This window comes from Aquabacterium humicola, from assembly GCF_030167915.1.
Taxonomy (GTDB): Bacteria; Pseudomonadota; Gammaproteobacteria; order Burkholderiales; family Burkholderiaceae_C; genus Pseudaquabacterium; species Pseudaquabacterium humicola.
On the sequence record NZ_JARGNB010000001.1, the window covers coordinates 2,131,322 to 2,146,185 of the forward strand.

The window sequence follows — 14,864 nt, forward strand, 5'->3', positions numbered from 1 at the left end:
GTCAGTTTCCTTTCGCCGCCGGGGCGACCAGCAGGTCGCCGCGCGGATCGAACACGTAGGCCTGCGCCGGATCGAGGTACAGGGTGATCGGCTGGGCCAGGTCGAAGTAGTGCACGCCGGTCAGCTGCGCAACGAGCTCGCCGCTGTCGGTGTGCACGTGCACGAAGGTGTCGGAGCCGGAGATCTCGGCCAGCTCCACCGTGCCGGGCAGCGCGACGTCGCCCGAGCGCTGCTGCACACGCAGCGCGCTGGCGCGCAGGCCGACGGTCAGCCCGCTGTCGAAGGTCTTCTGCAGCGGCACCTGCAGCTGCAGGCCCGAGTTCAGCTGCACGCCCAGCGACGCGGCGCGTGCCTCGATCAGGTTCATCGGCGGGTCGCTGAACGCGCGCGCGACGCGGATCGACTTCGGCTTGTGGAAGACCTCCGCGGTGGGGCCGTACTGCAGCAGCTCGCCGGCGTCCATCACCGCGGTGTAGCCGCCCAGCAGCAGCGCCTCGGTGGGCTCGGTGGTGGCGTAGACGACCGTCGAGTCGCCGGTGGCGAACAGCTCGGACAGCTCCTCGCGCAGCTCTTCGCGCAGCTTGTAGTCCAGGTTGACCAGCGGCTCGTCCAGCAGCATCAGCGGCGCGTTCTTGGCCAGTGCGCGCGCCAGCGCGACGCGCTGCTGCTGGCCGCCCGACAGCTCGGCCGGCAGGCGCTTGAGGAAGGGCTCGATGTGCAGTTTGGCCGCCAGCGCCTCGACACGCTGGGCGATCGATGCGCGCGTGCCGCCGCCGCGCAGCTTCAGCGGCGAGGCGATGTTCTCGGCCACCGTCATCGACGGGTAGTTGATGAACTGCTGGTAGACCATCGCGACGTTGCGCTCGCGCACCGGCACGCCGGTGACGTCGCGGCCGTCGACCGAGACGCGGCCCTGCGTCGGCGCATCGAGGCCGGCCATCAGCCGCATCAGCGAGGTCTTGCCGGCCTGCGTGGCGCCCAGCAGCACCGTGACCGCGCGGGGGTGCAGCGCGAGGTCCAGCGGGTACAGGTGCGTCGCCGCCCCGACCTGCTTGGTCACGCCCTCGAGCTTCAGTTCCATGCCTTCTCCAACGTGATCTCTCGTCCGGGCGGAGTGATGTGCTGCTCGCACCACGCGCTGATGCGCGCGCGCTGCGCGTCGTCCAGGTGCAGGCCGAGCTTGGTGCGGCGCCACAGGATGTCGTCGGCCGTGCACGCCCATTCATGCGCGGCCAGGTAACGCAGCTCGGCTTCGTAGACGCCGGGGGCGATCTCGTCGCCCGCCGAGCCGCCGGCCATCAGCAGCTCGATGCGCGCGCCGTACTGGCGCGCCCAGCGGCCGAGCACTTTTTCGGGTAGCGCCGGCCAGCGGCGCTGCAGCGCCTGCACGAACAGGCGCAGGTCGGCATCCGGCCGCGAGGCCTTGTTCGGCGGCCCGATCCAGGCCGACAGGTCGCCGCCGGGCATCACCGCGCCGTGCGTCCACGCGCCCTGCTTCGCCTGCAGCGGCGCGGCCAGCATGTCGGCGGCCTCCTGGCCGAGCAGGCGGAAGGTGGTGAGCTTGCCGCCCCACACGTTCAGCAGCGGCGCGCCGCCGGCGGTGTCGAGCTCGAGCAGGTAGTCGCGCGTCACCGCGGCGGCGTCGCTCGATTCGTCGTCGATCAGCGGGCGCACGCCGGAATAGCTCCACACCACGTCGGCCGGCCGCACCGGCTGGTCGAAGTAGCGGCTGGCCTGTTCGCAGAGGTAGCGCACCTCGTCGTCGTCGATGCGCGCAGCGCCGATCGCGCCCTGGTGCTCGATGTCGGTGGTGCCGATCAGCGTGAAGTCGCCCTCGTAGGGCTGCACGAAGATGATGCGCTTGTCGGGGTTCTGGAAGATGTAGGCATGGTCGTGGTCGAACAGCTTGTGCACGACGATGTGGCTGCCCTTCACCAGGCGCAGCGACTTCACGCCCTGCTGCTGCGCGTGGTCGCGCAGGAAGACCTCGGCCCACGGCCCCGCGGCATTGACCAGCGCGCGCGCCTTCACGGTGTGCGCGCGGCCGTCGGCGAACTGCAGCGTCGCGGTCCAGCCGGCGCCGGCCGCGCCGCCGGACCCGCGCGTGGCGCTGGCCACCGCGCAGCGCGTCAGCACCGTCGCGCCGCGCTCGGCCGCGTCGACCGCGCACAGCACGACCAGCCGCGCGTCGTCGACCCAGCCGTCGGAGTAGACGAAGCCCTTGGTGTAGTGCTTCTTCAACGCGGCGCCGGTGATGTCGCGGCGCAGGTCGACCGAGTTCGAGCCCGGCAGCATCTCGCGCCTGGCGAGGTGGTCGTAGAGGAAAAGGCCCGCGCGCAGCATCCACGCCGGGCGCATCGACGGGTCGTGCGGCATCACGATGCGCAGCGGCCGCATGATGTGCGGCGCGCCGCGCAGCAGGCCCTCGCGTTCGGCCAGCGCCTTGCGCACCAGCGAGAACTCGTAGTACTCCAGGTAGCGCAGGCCGCCGTGGATCAGCTTGGTCGACGCCGAGCTGGTGTGCTGCGCCAGGTCCTCGCGCTCGGCCAGCACCACCGACAGGCCGCGGCCGGCGAGATCGCGCGCGATGCCCACGCCGTTGATGCCGCCGCCGACGACCAGCACGTCGCAGGCGGCAGGCACCTGCGCGCCCGGCGGCGCCGGCGTGGCCGGAGCGGCCGCGGCTGCACGCGGGCGAACGTTCGGATCGGATGCGGGATGGCGCATGGACGAGGCCTGGATTCGATGACGGCCGGCGATGGTAAGCCGGAGTTCCCTGAGAAGGCGCGTTTTGATTCGTTTTGGTTTTCTTTTTTTCTTTATAGCGGCCAGATGCGCCATTCGGGGGCGTGGTTTTCCCTGATTCGATTCGTTTTTGTTCGCTTTAGGCTCCGTTCCGCCCACTGCTTTCGTTTGCGAAACGACATGACGCCGAACCCCCGCCAGGCCCAGTTGCTCGAGGAAGTGCAGGCGCGCGGCAGCGTCACCGTCGAAGCGCTGGCCGACAAGCTGAGCGTCACGCTGCAGACCGTGCGGCGCGACGTGCAGCGCATGGCCGACGCGGGCCTGGTCGCGCGCTTCCACGGCGGCGTGCGCGTGCTGAGCTCGACCACCGAGAACATCGCCTACCGGCAGCGCCAGTCGATCAACGCCGACGGCAAGACCGCCATCGCCCGGCTGATCGCGTCGCGCATTCCCGACGGCTGCTCGCTGATCATGAACATCGGCACGACCATCGAGGCCGTGGCCCGCGAGCTCGTGCGCCGCAAGGGCCTGCGGGTGATAACGAACAACCTGAACGTGGCCCTGATCCTGTCGGACAACCCCGACTGCGAGCTGATCGTCGCCGGCGGCCTGGTGCGCAGCCGCGACCGCGGCGTGATCGGCGAGGCGACGATCGACTTCATGCGCCAGTTCAAGGTCGACATCGGCCTGATCGGCATCTCGGCGATCGAGGCCGACGGCACGCTGCGCGACTTCGACTACCGCGAGGTGAAGGTCGCGCGGACCATCATCGAGCACTCGCGCGAGACCTGGCTCGCCGCCGACCACACGAAGTTCAACCGGCCGGCGATGGTCGAGCTGGCCCGGCTGTCGGAGATCGACCGCATCTTCACCGACGTCGAGCCGCCCGAGCCCTTCCCCGCGCTGCTGGCGGATGCGGGTGTCGATTGCGACGTGGTGGGGCGGCCGGCGGCCGTCGACGCGGCGGCATGATCGACCACATCGCGCGTGCAGGTGCATGGGCGCGGAACGAAAGACCGAGATGACCTACCTGTTGGCCCTCGACCAGGGCACTTCCAGCTCGCGCAGCATCGTCTTCGACCGCGACGGCCGCATCGTCGCGATGGCGCAGCGCGAGTTCCGGCAGATCTACCCGCAGCCCGGCTGGGTCGAGCACGATCCGGAGGAGATCTGGCAGAGCCAGCTCGCCACCGCGCAGCAGGCGCTGGCGCAGGCCGGGCTGACGGCCAGGGACATCCGCGCGATCGGCATCACGAACCAGCGCGAGACCACCGTGGTGTGGAACCGCCGCACCGGGCAGCCGATACACAACGCCATCGTCTGGCAGGACCGGCGCGGCGAGCCGCTGTGCGCGCAGCTGCGCGCGCACGGCCATGCCGACCAGATCCGCGCCTCGACCGGCCTGGTCGTCGACGCCTACTTCTCGGCCACCAAGATCCGCTGGATCCTCGACCATGCCAGCGGTGCGCACATCGCCGCCGCGCAGGGCGAGCTGGCCTTCGGCACGATCGACAGCTGGTTGCTGTGGAAGCTGACGGGCGGCCGCGTGCACGCCACCGACGTCAGCAACGCATCGCGCACGATGCTGTTCGACATCCGCCACAACACCTGGGACCACGAGCTGCTGAAGCTGCTGCACGTGCCCGACAGCCTGCTGCCGCAGGTGCATCCGTCGGCGCACGTGTTCGGCGAGTGCGAAGCGTCGCTGCTCGGCGCGGCGATCCCGATCGCTGGCATCGCGGGCGACCAGCAGAGCGCGCTGTTCGGCCAGGCCTGCTTCACGGCGGGCCTGGCGAAGAACACCTACGGCACCGGCTGCTTCATGCTGATGCACACGGGCGAGAAGTTCCAGACCTCGGCCAACGGGCTGATCACCACCAGCGCGGCGCAGCCGACCGCCCGGCCCGAGTTCGCGTTCGAAGGCAGCGTGTTCATCGGCGGCGCGGTGGTGCAGTGGCTGCGCGACGGCCTCCACGCGATCAAGGCCAGCAGCGAGGTGCAGGCGCTGGCCGAGAGCGTGCCCGATTCCGGCGGCGTGATGGTGGTGCCGGCCTTCACCGGCCTCGGCGCGCCGTACTGGGATGCCGGCGCGCGCGGCACCATCACCGGGCTGACGCGCGGCAGCACGATGGCCCACATCGCGCGCGCGGCGCTGGAGAGCATCGCGTTCCAGAGCGCGGCGCTGCTGCAGGCGATGAGCCGCGATGCGCAGGCCGCCGGCGGCGCGGCGGTGTCGGAGCTGCGCGTCGACGGCGGCGCCTGCGTCAACGACCTGCTGATGCAGTTCCAGGCCGACCTGCTGGGCATCCCGGTCGTGCGGCCGCAGGTCGTCGAGACGACGGCGCTCGGTGCCGCCACGCTTGCCGGCCTGGCGACCGGCGTCTATTCGAGCCTCGACGAGCTGTCGGCGCTGTGGCAGGTCGAGCGCCGCTTCCATCCCACCCTGCCGCGCGAGCGCGCCGCCGAGCTGATGGCGCGCTGGGAACACGCGGTGCGGCAGGCCACCGCGGCCTGACGCTCGCTTCGAGGACCCGGCGGTCGGGTCTGCAGATCCGGCGTCGAACGCCGAGCCGGCAGAGGCTCAGTGCGACGACCCGCTGCCCGGCGGCAGCTCGGCCGCCAGCTGCTGTTCGGCCAGCGTCGCCGCGGCGCTGGAGCGGCGCCGGCAGGCGGCCTGCGCTTCGGCGGTCATCTGCTCGCGCACCTCGCGCACCGTGCCGACGATCCAGCGCCCGCGCAGCGAGTAGATGACCAGCTCGTCCTCGCCGGTGCCGGGCGAACCGGCTTCGGCGCGGCGCCGCTCGAACTCCTGCAGCGCGCGGCCGGCATACGAATCGGCGCCACGCGTCTCGACGACGATGCGCGCCAGCGCCTCCTGGCTCAGGATCGACTGCGCGATGCGCCGGTCCGGACCGCCCGCTCGGCGGTCGGGGCTGACACCGGGAATCCAGGTCGACGTGGCCATCGAAACTCCTTTGCAGGCGCGACGGTCGGCTGATTCTGCGCCCGCAGGCCTCGAACGCAAGCAGCCTTCCTGCACGCCGGCGCGCACGCCCCCCGCGCCTGCGGGGGGAGGCGCCGCCTTCAGCCGGTCACGCCGTCGGCCTTGAACATCGCCTTGATGCCGCGCACCGCCTGGCGGATGCGCGATTCGTTCTCGATCAGCGCGAAGCGCACATGCTCGTCGCCATGGTCGCCGAAGCCGATGCCCGGCGAGACGCTGACCTTGGCCTTCGCGAGCAGCTGCTTCGAGAATTCCAGCGAGCCGAGCGCGCGGTAGGCCTCGGGAATCTTCGCCCAGATGTACATCGAGGCCTTGGGGCAGTCGACCGGCCAGCCGGCCTCGCGCAGGCCCTTGACCAGCACGTCGCGGCGCTTCTGGTAGCTGGCCGCGATGTCCTTCACGCACTGCTGGTCGCCTTCGAGCGCGGCGATCGCCGCCACCTGCACCGGCGTGAAGCTGCCGTAGTCGTGATAACTCTTGATGCGGGCGAGTGCATGGCACAGGTCCGCATTGCCGACCATGAAGCCGACGCGCCAGCCGGCCATGTTGTAGCTCTTGCTCAGCGTGAAGAACTCGACCGCCACGTCCTTCGCGCCGGGGACCTGCATGATCGACGGTGCCTTCCAGCCGTCGTAGACGATGTCGGCGTAGGCGAGGTCGTGCACGACGAGGATCTCGTGCTTCTTCGCCAGCGCGACCACGCGCGCGAAGAAGTCGAGCTCGACGCACTGCGCGGTCGGGTTCGACGGGAAGCCCAGCACCATCATCTTCGGCTTCGGGTAGCTGCCGCGGATCGCCTTCTCGAGCTCGGCGAAGAAGTCCACCCCCTCCACCAGCGGCACCGAGCGGATGTCCGCGCCGGCGATCACCGCGCCGTAGATGTGGATCGGGTAGCTCGGGTCGGGCACCAGCACCGAGTCGCCGCGGTCCAGCGTCGCCAGCATCAGGTGCGCGAGGCCTTCCTTCGAGCCGATCGTCACGATGGCCTCGCGGTCGGGGTCGATCTGCACGCCGTAGCGGTCGGCATACCAGTGCGAGATCGCCCGGCGCAGCCGCGGGATGCCCTTGCTGGCCGAGTAGCCGTGCGTGTCGGGCCGCTGCGCGACCTCGGCGAGCTTGGCGACGATGTGCGCAGGCGTGGCCCCGTCGGGGTTGCCCATGCTCATGTCGATGATGTCCTCGCCGCGGCGGCGTGCGGCGGCGCGCAGCTCGGCGGTGATGTTGAAGACGTAGGGGGGAAGGCGGTCGATGCGCGCAAAGCGGCGCTGGCCGGAAGCCGACATGGATGTTTCGCTTTCAACGTGAGCGCCCGGAACCGTCCGAGCGACGTTGGCCGTGTATTGCGCACGACCGGTTGCGATGCTAACCGAGCGACGCCCGCCGACTCCGGATAATCGCGCGCTGGGTTGAACAGCCCCCGGCGAGGTTCCGTCGGGCAGGCATGCACATGATCTTCAGTTTCTCCGGCTACGACCGCCGCCGCTGGCTGCGCTTCGCGCTCGGCACCACGCTGGGTCTGGGCATCGGCGCGATCGCCGCGCTGGCGCTGGCCATCGCGCTGGTGCTGCCGCAGCTGCCGCCGCTGGACCGCGTCATCGACTACCAGCCGCGCCAGCCGCTGCAGATCCTGACCAGCGACGGCGTCGAGATCGCGCAGTTCGGCGCCGAGCGCCGCCACTACCGGCCGATCGAGGACATCCCGAAGCTGATGCAGGAGGCCGTGCTGGCGGTGGAGGACGCGCGCTTCCGCACCCATGCCGGCATCGACTGGATCGGCGTCACGCGCGCGGTCGGCGCGGCGCTGACCGGCGGGCGCATCCACGGCGCGTCGACGATCACGCAGCAGGTGGCGCGCAACTTCTTCCTCAGCGCGCGCCGCACGCCCGAGCGCAAGCTGAAGGAGGCGCTGCTGGCGCTGCGCATCGAGCGCGAGCTGAGCAAGGACCAGATCCTGGGTCTGTACATGAACCAGATCTTCCTCGGCCAGCGCGCCTACGGCTTCGCGGCCGCGGCGCAGACCTACTTCGGCAAGAAGCTGGAGCAGCTGTCGATCGCCGAGGCGGCGATGCTGGCCGGGCTGCCGCAGAACCCGTCGTACGCCAACCCGGTGACCAACTTCGAGCGTGCGAAGGCGCGCCAGCTGGTGGTGCTGCTGCGCATGCGCGACACCGGCGTGATCGACGAGGCGCAGTGGAGCGCCGCCCGTGTCGAGCCGCTGAAGATCCGCTCGCCGCGCGACGGCGTGCTGCATGCCGAGCATGTCGCGGAGCTGGCGCGGCGCTGGGTCGTCGAGCGCTTCGGCCAGGAGGTCTACGCGCAGGGCATCCGCGTGACCACCTCGCTGCGCGCCGCCGACCAGGCCGCCGCGTGGGGCGCGCTGCGCCGCGGCGTGCTGGAGCACGAGCGCAAGCAGCCCTGGCGCGGCCCCGAGGACCACGAGGAGCTGCCGCCCGAAGGCACGCCGGCACCGGAGCTCGAACGCGCGGCCGCGCTGGCCTTGAAGGAACACCACGACGACGAGCTGCTGCGCAGCGCGATCGTGCTGGCGGCGACGCCGCGCGAGGTGCTGCTGCAGCTGGCCACCGGCGAACAGCTGACCCTGTCCGGCGACGCGCTGAAATGGGCGCAGCCCGGCCTGCAGCCGAAGGCCCGGCGCGAGATCGCGATCCGCCGCGGCTCGATCGTGCGCGTGATGCAGCAGGACAAGCGCGGCCCGAAGGGCGAAGTGCAGTGGATGCTCGCGCAGTGGCCCGATGCGCAGGGCGCGCTGGTGTCGCTGGAATCGGCCACCGGCCGCGTGCGCGCCTGGGTCGGCGGCTTCGATTTCACCGAGCAGAACTTCGACCACGTGGTGCAGGCCTGGCGCCAGCCGGGCTCGAGCTTCAAGCCCTTCCTGTACTCGGCGGCGCTGGAGCACGGCGTGATGCCGGCGACGCTGGTCAACGATGCCGCGCTGTCGCTGCCCGGCGCCGACGGGCCCGGCAGCTGGTCGCCGAAGAATTCCGACGGCCAGTTCGACGGCCCGATGCGGCTGCGCGAGGCGCTGGCGCGTTCGAAGAACTCGGTCAGCGTGCGGCTGCTGCAGCATGTGGGCCTCGCGCCGACGCGCGACTGGCTGCAGCGCTTCGGCTTCGAACCCGAGCGCCAGCCCGACAACCTGACCTTGGCGCTGGGCACCGGCGCGACGACGCCGCTGCAGCTGGCGCAGGCCTACGCGGTGTTCGCCAACGGTGGCTGGCGCATCACGCCGACCCTGATCGAGCGCATCACCGATGCCAGGGGTGCGCTGCTGTACGAAGCGCCGGCGCCCGAACCCTTCGCCGAGGAGAGCCGCGCGCTGCCGGCGCGCAATGTCTTCGTCACCAACTCGCTGCTCAACGAGGTCACGCGCTCGGGCACCGCGGCGAAGGCCCAGGCGCAGCTCGGCCGCAGCGACCTCTACGGCAAGACCGGCACCACCAACGACGCGGTCGACGCCTGGTTCGCCGGCTTCCAGCCCTCTCTGGTCGCGGTGGTGTGGATCGGCTACGACGAGCCGCGCAGCCTCGGCGACCGCGAGTCCGGCGGCGGGCTCGCGCTGCCGGTGTGGATCGCCTACATGCGCCAGGCCTTGACCGGCATCGCGCCGCAGACGCCCGGCGTGCCGCCCGAAGGACTGCAGCGCAGCGGCAGCGACTGGCTCTACGACGAATGGGCCGACGGCCAGTACGTGCGGCAGATCGGCTTCGAGGTGGCGCCGCTGGAAGGCGCCGCGCCGCCGGCGTCGGCGCCCTCGGCGCCGGGCACCTGAACCCGGGGGCGGGCCGTCGGCAACACCTTGCAAGCCCCATGGAACAATCGCCCGGTTCGTGCACTCTGCCACCAGGCCGGTAAAGCCTGAGAACGATGACCACAGCCCCCCGCCACACCCTCAGCGATTTTGATTTCCACCTGCCGCCGGAGCTCATCGCCCAGCACCCGGCGGCCATCCGCAGCGCCTCGCGCCTGCTCGACGGGCGGGGCCGCCTGCCCGTCGACCGTGTCTTCCGCGATCTGCCCGGGCTGCTGCAGCCGGGCGACCTGCTGGTGTTCAACGACACGCGGGTGATCAAGGCGCGGCTCTACGGCGAGAAGCCGACCGGCGGCGCCGTCGAGGCGCTGGTCGAGCGCATCCTGCCGAACCACGAGGTGCTGGCCCACCTGCGCGCGAGCAAGGCGCCGAAGCCGGGCGGCACCATCCACTTCGCCGACGGCGCCTTCGAGGCAGAGGTGCTCGGCCGCGCCGGCCCCGACGACGCGCTGTTCCACCTGCGCTTTCCGGCCGACCCGCTGGCGCTGCTGCAGGCCCACGGCCACGTGCCGCTGCCGCCGTACATCACGCACGAGGACGCCGCCGAGGACATCGAGCGTTACCAGACCGTGTTCGCCGCGCGCCCCGGCGCGGTGGCCGCACCGACCGCGTCGCTGCACTTCGACGACGGCGTGCTGGCGGCGCTGGACGCGCGCGGCGTGCAGCGTGCGCAGGTCACGCTGCACGTCGGCGCCGGCACCTTCCAGCCGGTGCGCAGCGAGAACCTCGACGAGCACAGGATGCACAGCGAGTGGTTCGAGGTCAGCCCGGCCACCGTCGACGCGATCGCCGCGGCGAAGGCGCGCGGCGGCCGGGTGGTCGCCGCCGGCACCACGACCCTGCGCGCGCTCGAATCGGCCGCGCTCGGCGGCACGCTGCGCGCCGGCGCCCGCGACACCGACCTGTTCATCCGCCCCGGCTTCGCCTTCCAGGTGGTCGATCTGCTGGTGACGAACTTCCACCTGCCCAAGAGCACGCTGCTGATGCTGGTCTCGGCCTTCGCCGGCCATGAGCACGTGCGCGCGCTGTACCGCCACGCGATCGAGTCGCGCTACCGCTTCTTCAGCTACGGCGACGCGATGCTGCTGCAGCGCACGACCTGATCGATGTCACAGCGCGGCGGGCTGCGTCGTCCTGGGGGAAGGACCACCCCCCGGACACGCACATGAACCCGATCGACTGGCTGATCCACCGCCGCCTCGAGGCCTTCGAGGCGCAATGGCACTACCCGATGGACTACGCCCGCGCGCTGCTCGCCGCCAGCCGGCGCGGCTTCTGGCGCTTCTCGAAGCTGATGGCGCTGTCCAGCCACCGCGAAGGCGTGCCGAAGGCCGCCTGGCATGCGGCCAAGCTGGTCGCGATCCGCGCCGAGGACTGCGGGCCCTGCACGCAACTGATCATCGACATGGCGCGCGCCGACGGCGTGTCCGATGCGCTGCTGCGCACGGTGCTGGCCGGCGACTACTGGGCGCTGCACGCGATCGACGCGGACGCCGCGGACGCGGTGCGATTCGCGACGGCCTGGCTCGCGCGGGCGCCGGTGCTGGACGAGGCCCGCGACGAGGTGCGGCGCCGCTTCGGCGATGCCGGCCTCGCATCGCTGGCGCTGGCGATGTCGGCCGCGCGCATGTACCCGATGGTCAAGACCGCGCTCGGCCACGGCCAGGCCTGCCAGCGTGTGCGGGTGGGTGCCGACGAGCTGGTGCTCGCGCCCGAATGAACGCGCTCGCCGTCTTCGAGGCCCGCCGGCGCCACCTGCGCGCGCTGGCGTGGCGCATGCTGGGCTCGCGCGCCGAGGCCGAGGACGTGGTGCAGGACTGCTGGCTGCGCTGGCAGGCCGCGGACACGGCGGCCATCGAGCAGCCGGCCGCGTGGCTGTCGCGCGTGGCGACCAACCTGTGCCTGGACCGGCTGCAGTCGGCGCGGGCGCGGCGCGAGCACTACGTCGGCGTCTGGCTGCCCGAGCCGCTGGTCGACGAGGCCGCGGCGGAAGTCGACGCCGGACCCGAGGCGCGTGCCGAGTACGCACAGGAAGTCTCGATCGCCTTCCTGCTGGCGCTGGAACGGCTGACGCCGCTGGAGCGCGCGGCTTTCCTGCTGCACGACGTGTTCGATCTCGACTACGACGAGATCGCCACCCGCCTCGGCCGCTCCACCGCCGCGTGCCGGCAACTGGTGGCGCGGGCCCGGGGCCACGTGCAGGCCGGCCAGGCCCGTGTCGACGTGCGCGACGAGGAGGCGATGCCGCTGCTCGGTGCCTTCGTCGAAGCCAGCCGCACCGGCGACGTCGCGGGCCTGGCCGCGTTGCTGGCCGATGACGCGGTCTTCCTTTCCGATGGCGGCGGCAAGGCCAGCGCGGTGCCGCGGCCGCTGGTCGGCGCGGCGAAGATCGCGCAGGTCTATTGCGGCTTCGGCAAGCGCTGGGACCCGCTACGCCAGCCAGCGCGGCCGGCGCGCATCAACGGCCTGCCCGGCGCCGTGATCTTCGAGAACGGCGCGGCCATCCAGACGATCGCGCTGCGGGTGGCGCGCCGCGCCGACGGTCGCTTGTGCATCGACGCGGTCTACGTCGTGCGCAACCCGGACAAGCTGGCGCACCTGGCCCACCTGGCCCCGGCGGCGCCAGTCAGCCCACCGGCATGAACTCGATGCCGGTGGACGCCAGCCCGGTCAGGTTGATGTGCTGTGCGTTCAGCTCGTGCCCGCAGGCCAGCAGCGCCAGCGACTGCTGCGTCTGCTGGCCGCTGTCGAGCAGCGCGACGTAGGCCGCGAGGTCGCCGGCGCTCGGGTTCACGCCGACGACGTTGCGGTAGACGAAGCGCACGAAGTCCGTGTTCGAGCGCGAGCCGGCGAGCTCGTTGAACTGCGTCGTGCTGATCGCCGCCAGCACCAGGTCGGCGACGCTCATGCCGCCGTCGAGCAGCGACAGGCCGATGCCGACGTACTGCGCGTTCTGCAGGTACGACACGCCGAACACCGCGCCGAGGATCCTGGCGACCTGGCCGGCGTTGCCGCCGATGTCGATCGCCACGTGGCGATCGGCGAAGGCCAGGCGCTCGATGCCGACGAGCGTATCGGTGCCGTCGGCGCCGCTGGTGTCCACGACGCTCCAGCCGGCGCCGAGCGGGCCGGCGCCGTAGTTGGCGCGCGGGCCGCTGAAGACGGCGGTGTCGATGCCGGTGCCACCGTCGAGCGCATCGTTGCCGGCGCCGCCGGCGAGCCGGTCCTTGCCGCCCAGACCGTTCAGCGTGTCGTTGCCGACCGTGCCGGTCAGCACGTCGGGCCCGGCGCTGCCGTTGATCGTCTGGCCGGTCGGCGGCGGCGTGCTGGTATCGACCACCAGCAGCGTGCCCTGGCCCGCCAGGTCGGCATGGTCGTCGAGCGACAGCGGGGAGACCTTGATCTCGTAGGCGCCGCCACCCCCGCCGCCGAGCAGCAGGCCGCCGAGCGGCGAGTAGCCGATCGCATTGGTCGCCAGCAGCGCATAGGTGCCGGTGGCCGGCGCGACGAACGAGAAGGTCGCCTGCGTCTGGCCGTCCAGGCTGTCGATCGCGACGCCGAGGCCATCGGGCCCGAACAGCTGCATCGTGCCGGTGCTGATCGGCGTCGCGCCCTGCGCCTTCAGCTCGAACAGGTAGCGCAGGCCGGCGTTCAGGTTCACCTTGAAGAAGTCCTGGTCGGCCGCCAGGTCGAACTGGCCGGTGGTGCTGCCGCCGACCTGCAGCGCGCTGCCGAGCGCGGGCAGGTCGGCGTGGTCGTCGGCGGCGACGGTGCGCATCGCGACGCTGTAGTTGCCGAGGATGCCGTCGCCGAAGGTGGTGTCGAGCAGGAAGTTGGTGGCCAGCAGCGCATAGGTGCCGGTGGCCGGCGCGACGAAGGTCAGCGCGTTGTCGCCCTGGTGGCCGATCGCGATGCTGGTGACGCGCAGCGCGCCGTCCAGGTCGTACAGCTGCAGCGCGCTGGCATCGACGCTGTCGGTGACCGTGCCCTTCAGCTCGAACACGTAGCGCTCGCCCGCCGTCAGGCTGACGCGGAAGAAATCCTTGTCCGACGGCAGGTCGAAGCTGCCGGCCACCGACGCCGCGCCGTTCAGCAGCGTGCCCGCCGCCGCGCGGTCGGGGTGGTCGTCGGCGGAGATCTGCTCGGCGCGCACGGTGAACGAACCCACCGAGGCGCTCGGCGACAGGCTGTAGCCGACGTTGTTGGCCGCCACCAGGTAGTAGCTGCCGCTGGTGTCGGGCACGAAGGCGAGCAGCGACTCGTGCTGGTTCTGCACGCGCTGCCCGACCAGCAGCTCGTGGCCCGCCGCGTCCAGCACGCGCAGGCCGGACAGCTCCAGCGAGGTGGAGCCGGTGTTGTTCAGGGTCAGCAGGTAGCGCTGGCCGCCCGTCATCTCGACGCGGAAGACGTCGGCGTCGTACGGCAGGTCGAAGATGCCGGAGACCGTCGTCGCCAGCGGCAGCACGGTGGCCAGCGGCAGCTGGTCGGCATGGTCGTCGAGGGCGACCGCGCGGGCCGAGACCTGGTAGGTGCCGGTGGCGACGCCGCCGAGCAGGGCCTGCTCCTCGTTGGTCGCCAGCAGGAAGTAGCTGCCGCCGGTCAGCGTCGCGAAGCTCAGCACCGCCTTCGGGTCGGCGGTGTCGCCGAAATCGGCCGCCACCTCGTGGCCCGCGGCGTCGAACAGGCGCAGCTGCGTGGCGATCAGCGGATGGCCGCCCGCGCCCTGCATCTCGAACACGTAGCGCTGGCCGGCGCCGAGGTCGATGCGGAAGTAGTCCGGGTCGTGGTCGAAGTCGAATGCGCCGCTGAGGGTCGAGCCGACCGTCATCGCCGTGGCTTGCGCGGCGCGGTCGGCATGGTCGTCGGGCGCCACCGCCAGCACCTCGACGCCGTAGCTGCCGGTGCCGTCGGCACTGCTCAGCGCCAGCGTGTAGAACCCGCTCGCCGGGGCGGTGAGGACCATCGACGCGGCCCCACCCGGCGCGTAGGCGATGTCGGCGGCGACCGGGTCGCCGGCCGGGTCGAACAGCGCGAAGCCGGTCTCGGTCAGGGTGCCCGGGACGGTGCGCAGCGAGTTGAAGACATACCGCTGACCCGCGACGAGCTCGACGCGGAAATGGTCGCGGTCTTGCGGCTGGTCGAAACTGCCGAGCGCGGTGTTGTTGGCCATGGCGGCTCCTCCGTGGTTCAAGGCCGGGTGGCCAAGGCGCCGCAGCTTAGTGCAGGCGCGTGCAAACCTTGTTGCGGTTCGTAGCCTCGACAGGTGAGCGCCGGCCGTGCGGCCGC

The 14,864-nt window shown here is 71.5% G+C and carries 11 protein-coding genes; 6 read left to right on the forward strand and 5 right to left on the reverse strand.

What is annotated here, in order from left to right; all coding sequences use genetic code 11:
• Position 1 precedes the first annotated feature (1 nt).
• Both P1K89_RS09535 and glpD read right to left on the reverse strand, forming a co-directional pair.
• Positions 2 to 1,081: an ABC transporter ATP-binding protein gene (locus P1K89_RS09535; protein WP_284616136.1), complete on the reverse strand. Its 1,080-nt coding sequence runs from the start codon at positions 1,079 to 1,081 to the stop codon at positions 2 to 4.
• Positions 1,072 to 2,727, reverse strand: coding sequence for a glycerol-3-phosphate dehydrogenase (glpD, locus tag P1K89_RS09540; RefSeq protein WP_284616137.1), 1,656 nt, complete (start codon positions 2,725 to 2,727; stop codon positions 1,072 to 1,074). The genes P1K89_RS09535 and glpD overlap by 10 nt, the downstream gene beginning before the upstream one ends.
• Positions 2,728 to 2,925: 198 nt before the next feature.
• On the opposite strand from glpD, the gene P1K89_RS09545 reads away from it, so the two are divergent.
• Together P1K89_RS09545 and glpK are read left to right on the forward strand one after the other, a co-directional pair.
• Positions 2,926 to 3,717, forward strand: a complete 792-nt coding sequence (locus P1K89_RS09545; RefSeq protein ID WP_284616138.1) for a DeoR/GlpR family DNA-binding transcription regulator — start codon at positions 2,926 to 2,928, stop codon at positions 3,715 to 3,717.
• Between the two features lie 49 nt (positions 3,718 to 3,766).
• Entirely contained in the window at positions 3,767 to 5,260 is a 1,494-nt protein-coding gene (glpK, locus tag P1K89_RS09550) for a glycerol kinase GlpK (protein WP_284616139.1), read from the forward strand.
• Between the two features lie 66 nt (positions 5,261 to 5,326).
• On the opposite strand, the gene P1K89_RS09555 is transcribed toward glpK, so the two are convergent.
• Both P1K89_RS09555 and alaC read right to left on the reverse strand, forming a co-directional pair.
• Positions 5,327 to 5,710 carry a hypothetical protein gene (locus P1K89_RS09555; protein ID WP_284616140.1) on the reverse strand — a complete coding sequence of 128 codons (384 nt, stop codon included), beginning with the start codon at positions 5,708 to 5,710 and terminating at the stop codon, positions 5,327 to 5,329.
• A gap of 119 nt (positions 5,711 to 5,829) precedes the next feature.
• A complete protein-coding gene (gene alaC / locus P1K89_RS09560; RefSeq protein ID WP_284616141.1) occupies positions 5,830 to 7,032 on the reverse strand; it encodes an alanine transaminase in 1,203 nt (400 codons plus the stop codon).
• Between the two features lie 164 nt (positions 7,033 to 7,196).
• On the opposite strand from alaC, the gene P1K89_RS09565 reads away from it, so the two are divergent.
• The 4 genes from P1K89_RS09565 to sigJ all read left to right on the forward strand — a co-directional run bounded on the left by P1K89_RS09565 (position 7,197) and on the right by sigJ (position 12,221).
• Positions 7,197 to 9,539, forward strand: coding sequence for a penicillin-binding protein 1A (locus P1K89_RS09565; RefSeq protein ID WP_284616142.1), 2,343 nt, complete (start codon positions 7,197 to 7,199; stop codon positions 9,537 to 9,539).
• A gap of 95 nt (positions 9,540 to 9,634) precedes the next feature.
• A complete protein-coding gene (gene queA / locus P1K89_RS09570) occupies positions 9,635 to 10,681 on the forward strand; it encodes a tRNA preQ1(34) S-adenosylmethionine ribosyltransferase-isomerase QueA (protein WP_284616143.1) in 1,047 nt (348 codons plus the stop codon).
• A 62-nt stretch (positions 10,682 to 10,743) separates the two neighbouring features.
• Positions 10,744 to 11,298, forward strand: coding sequence for a hypothetical protein (locus P1K89_RS09575; protein ID WP_284616144.1), 555 nt, complete (start codon positions 10,744 to 10,746; stop codon positions 11,296 to 11,298).
• Positions 11,295 to 12,221 (forward strand): RNA polymerase sigma factor SigJ, encoded by a 927-nt coding sequence (gene sigJ / locus P1K89_RS09580; protein ID WP_284616145.1) that lies wholly within the window; start codon positions 11,295 to 11,297, stop codon positions 12,219 to 12,221. The genes P1K89_RS09575 and sigJ overlap by 4 nt, the downstream gene beginning before the upstream one ends.
• On the opposite strand, the gene P1K89_RS09585 is transcribed toward sigJ, so the two are convergent.
• Complete coding sequence (locus P1K89_RS09585) at positions 12,205 to 14,748, reverse strand: hypothetical protein (protein ID WP_284616146.1); 2,544 nt, start codon at positions 14,746 to 14,748, stop codon at positions 12,205 to 12,207. The two genes, sigJ and P1K89_RS09585, sit on opposite strands and share 17 nt — an antisense overlap.
• Positions 14,749 to 14,864: the final 116 nt, after the last annotated feature.

Bases quoted from the DNA above. Each gene is read 5' to 3' on its own strand.
- P1K89_RS09535 (WP_284616136.1), bottom strand. From the start codon at position 1,081: ATGGAACTGAAGCTCGAGGGCGTGACCAAGCAGGTCGGGGCGGCGACG.
- glpD (WP_284616137.1), bottom strand. From the start codon at position 2,727: ATGCGCCATCCCGCATCCGATCCGAACGTTCGCCCGCGTGCAGCCGCG.
- P1K89_RS09545 (WP_284616138.1), top strand. From the start codon at position 2,926: ATGACGCCGAACCCCCGCCAGGCCCAGTTGCTCGAGGAAGTGCAGGCG.
- glpK (WP_284616139.1), top strand. From the start codon at position 3,767: ATGACCTACCTGTTGGCCCTCGACCAGGGCACTTCCAGCTCGCGCAGC.
- P1K89_RS09555 (WP_284616140.1), bottom strand. From the start codon at position 5,710: ATGGCCACGTCGACCTGGATTCCCGGTGTCAGCCCCGACCGCCGAGCG.
- alaC (WP_284616141.1), bottom strand. From the start codon at position 7,032: ATGTCGGCTTCCGGCCAGCGCCGCTTTGCGCGCATCGACCGCCTTCCC.
- P1K89_RS09565 (WP_284616142.1), top strand. From the start codon at position 7,197: ATGATCTTCAGTTTCTCCGGCTACGACCGCCGCCGCTGGCTGCGCTTC.
- queA (WP_284616143.1), top strand. From the start codon at position 9,635: ATGACCACAGCCCCCCGCCACACCCTCAGCGATTTTGATTTCCACCTG.
- P1K89_RS09575 (WP_284616144.1), top strand. From the start codon at position 10,744: ATGAACCCGATCGACTGGCTGATCCACCGCCGCCTCGAGGCCTTCGAG.
- sigJ (WP_284616145.1), top strand. From the start codon at position 11,295: ATGAACGCGCTCGCCGTCTTCGAGGCCCGCCGGCGCCACCTGCGCGCG.
- P1K89_RS09585 (WP_284616146.1), bottom strand. From the start codon at position 14,748: ATGGCCAACAACACCGCGCTCGGCAGTTTCGACCAGCCGCAAGACCGC.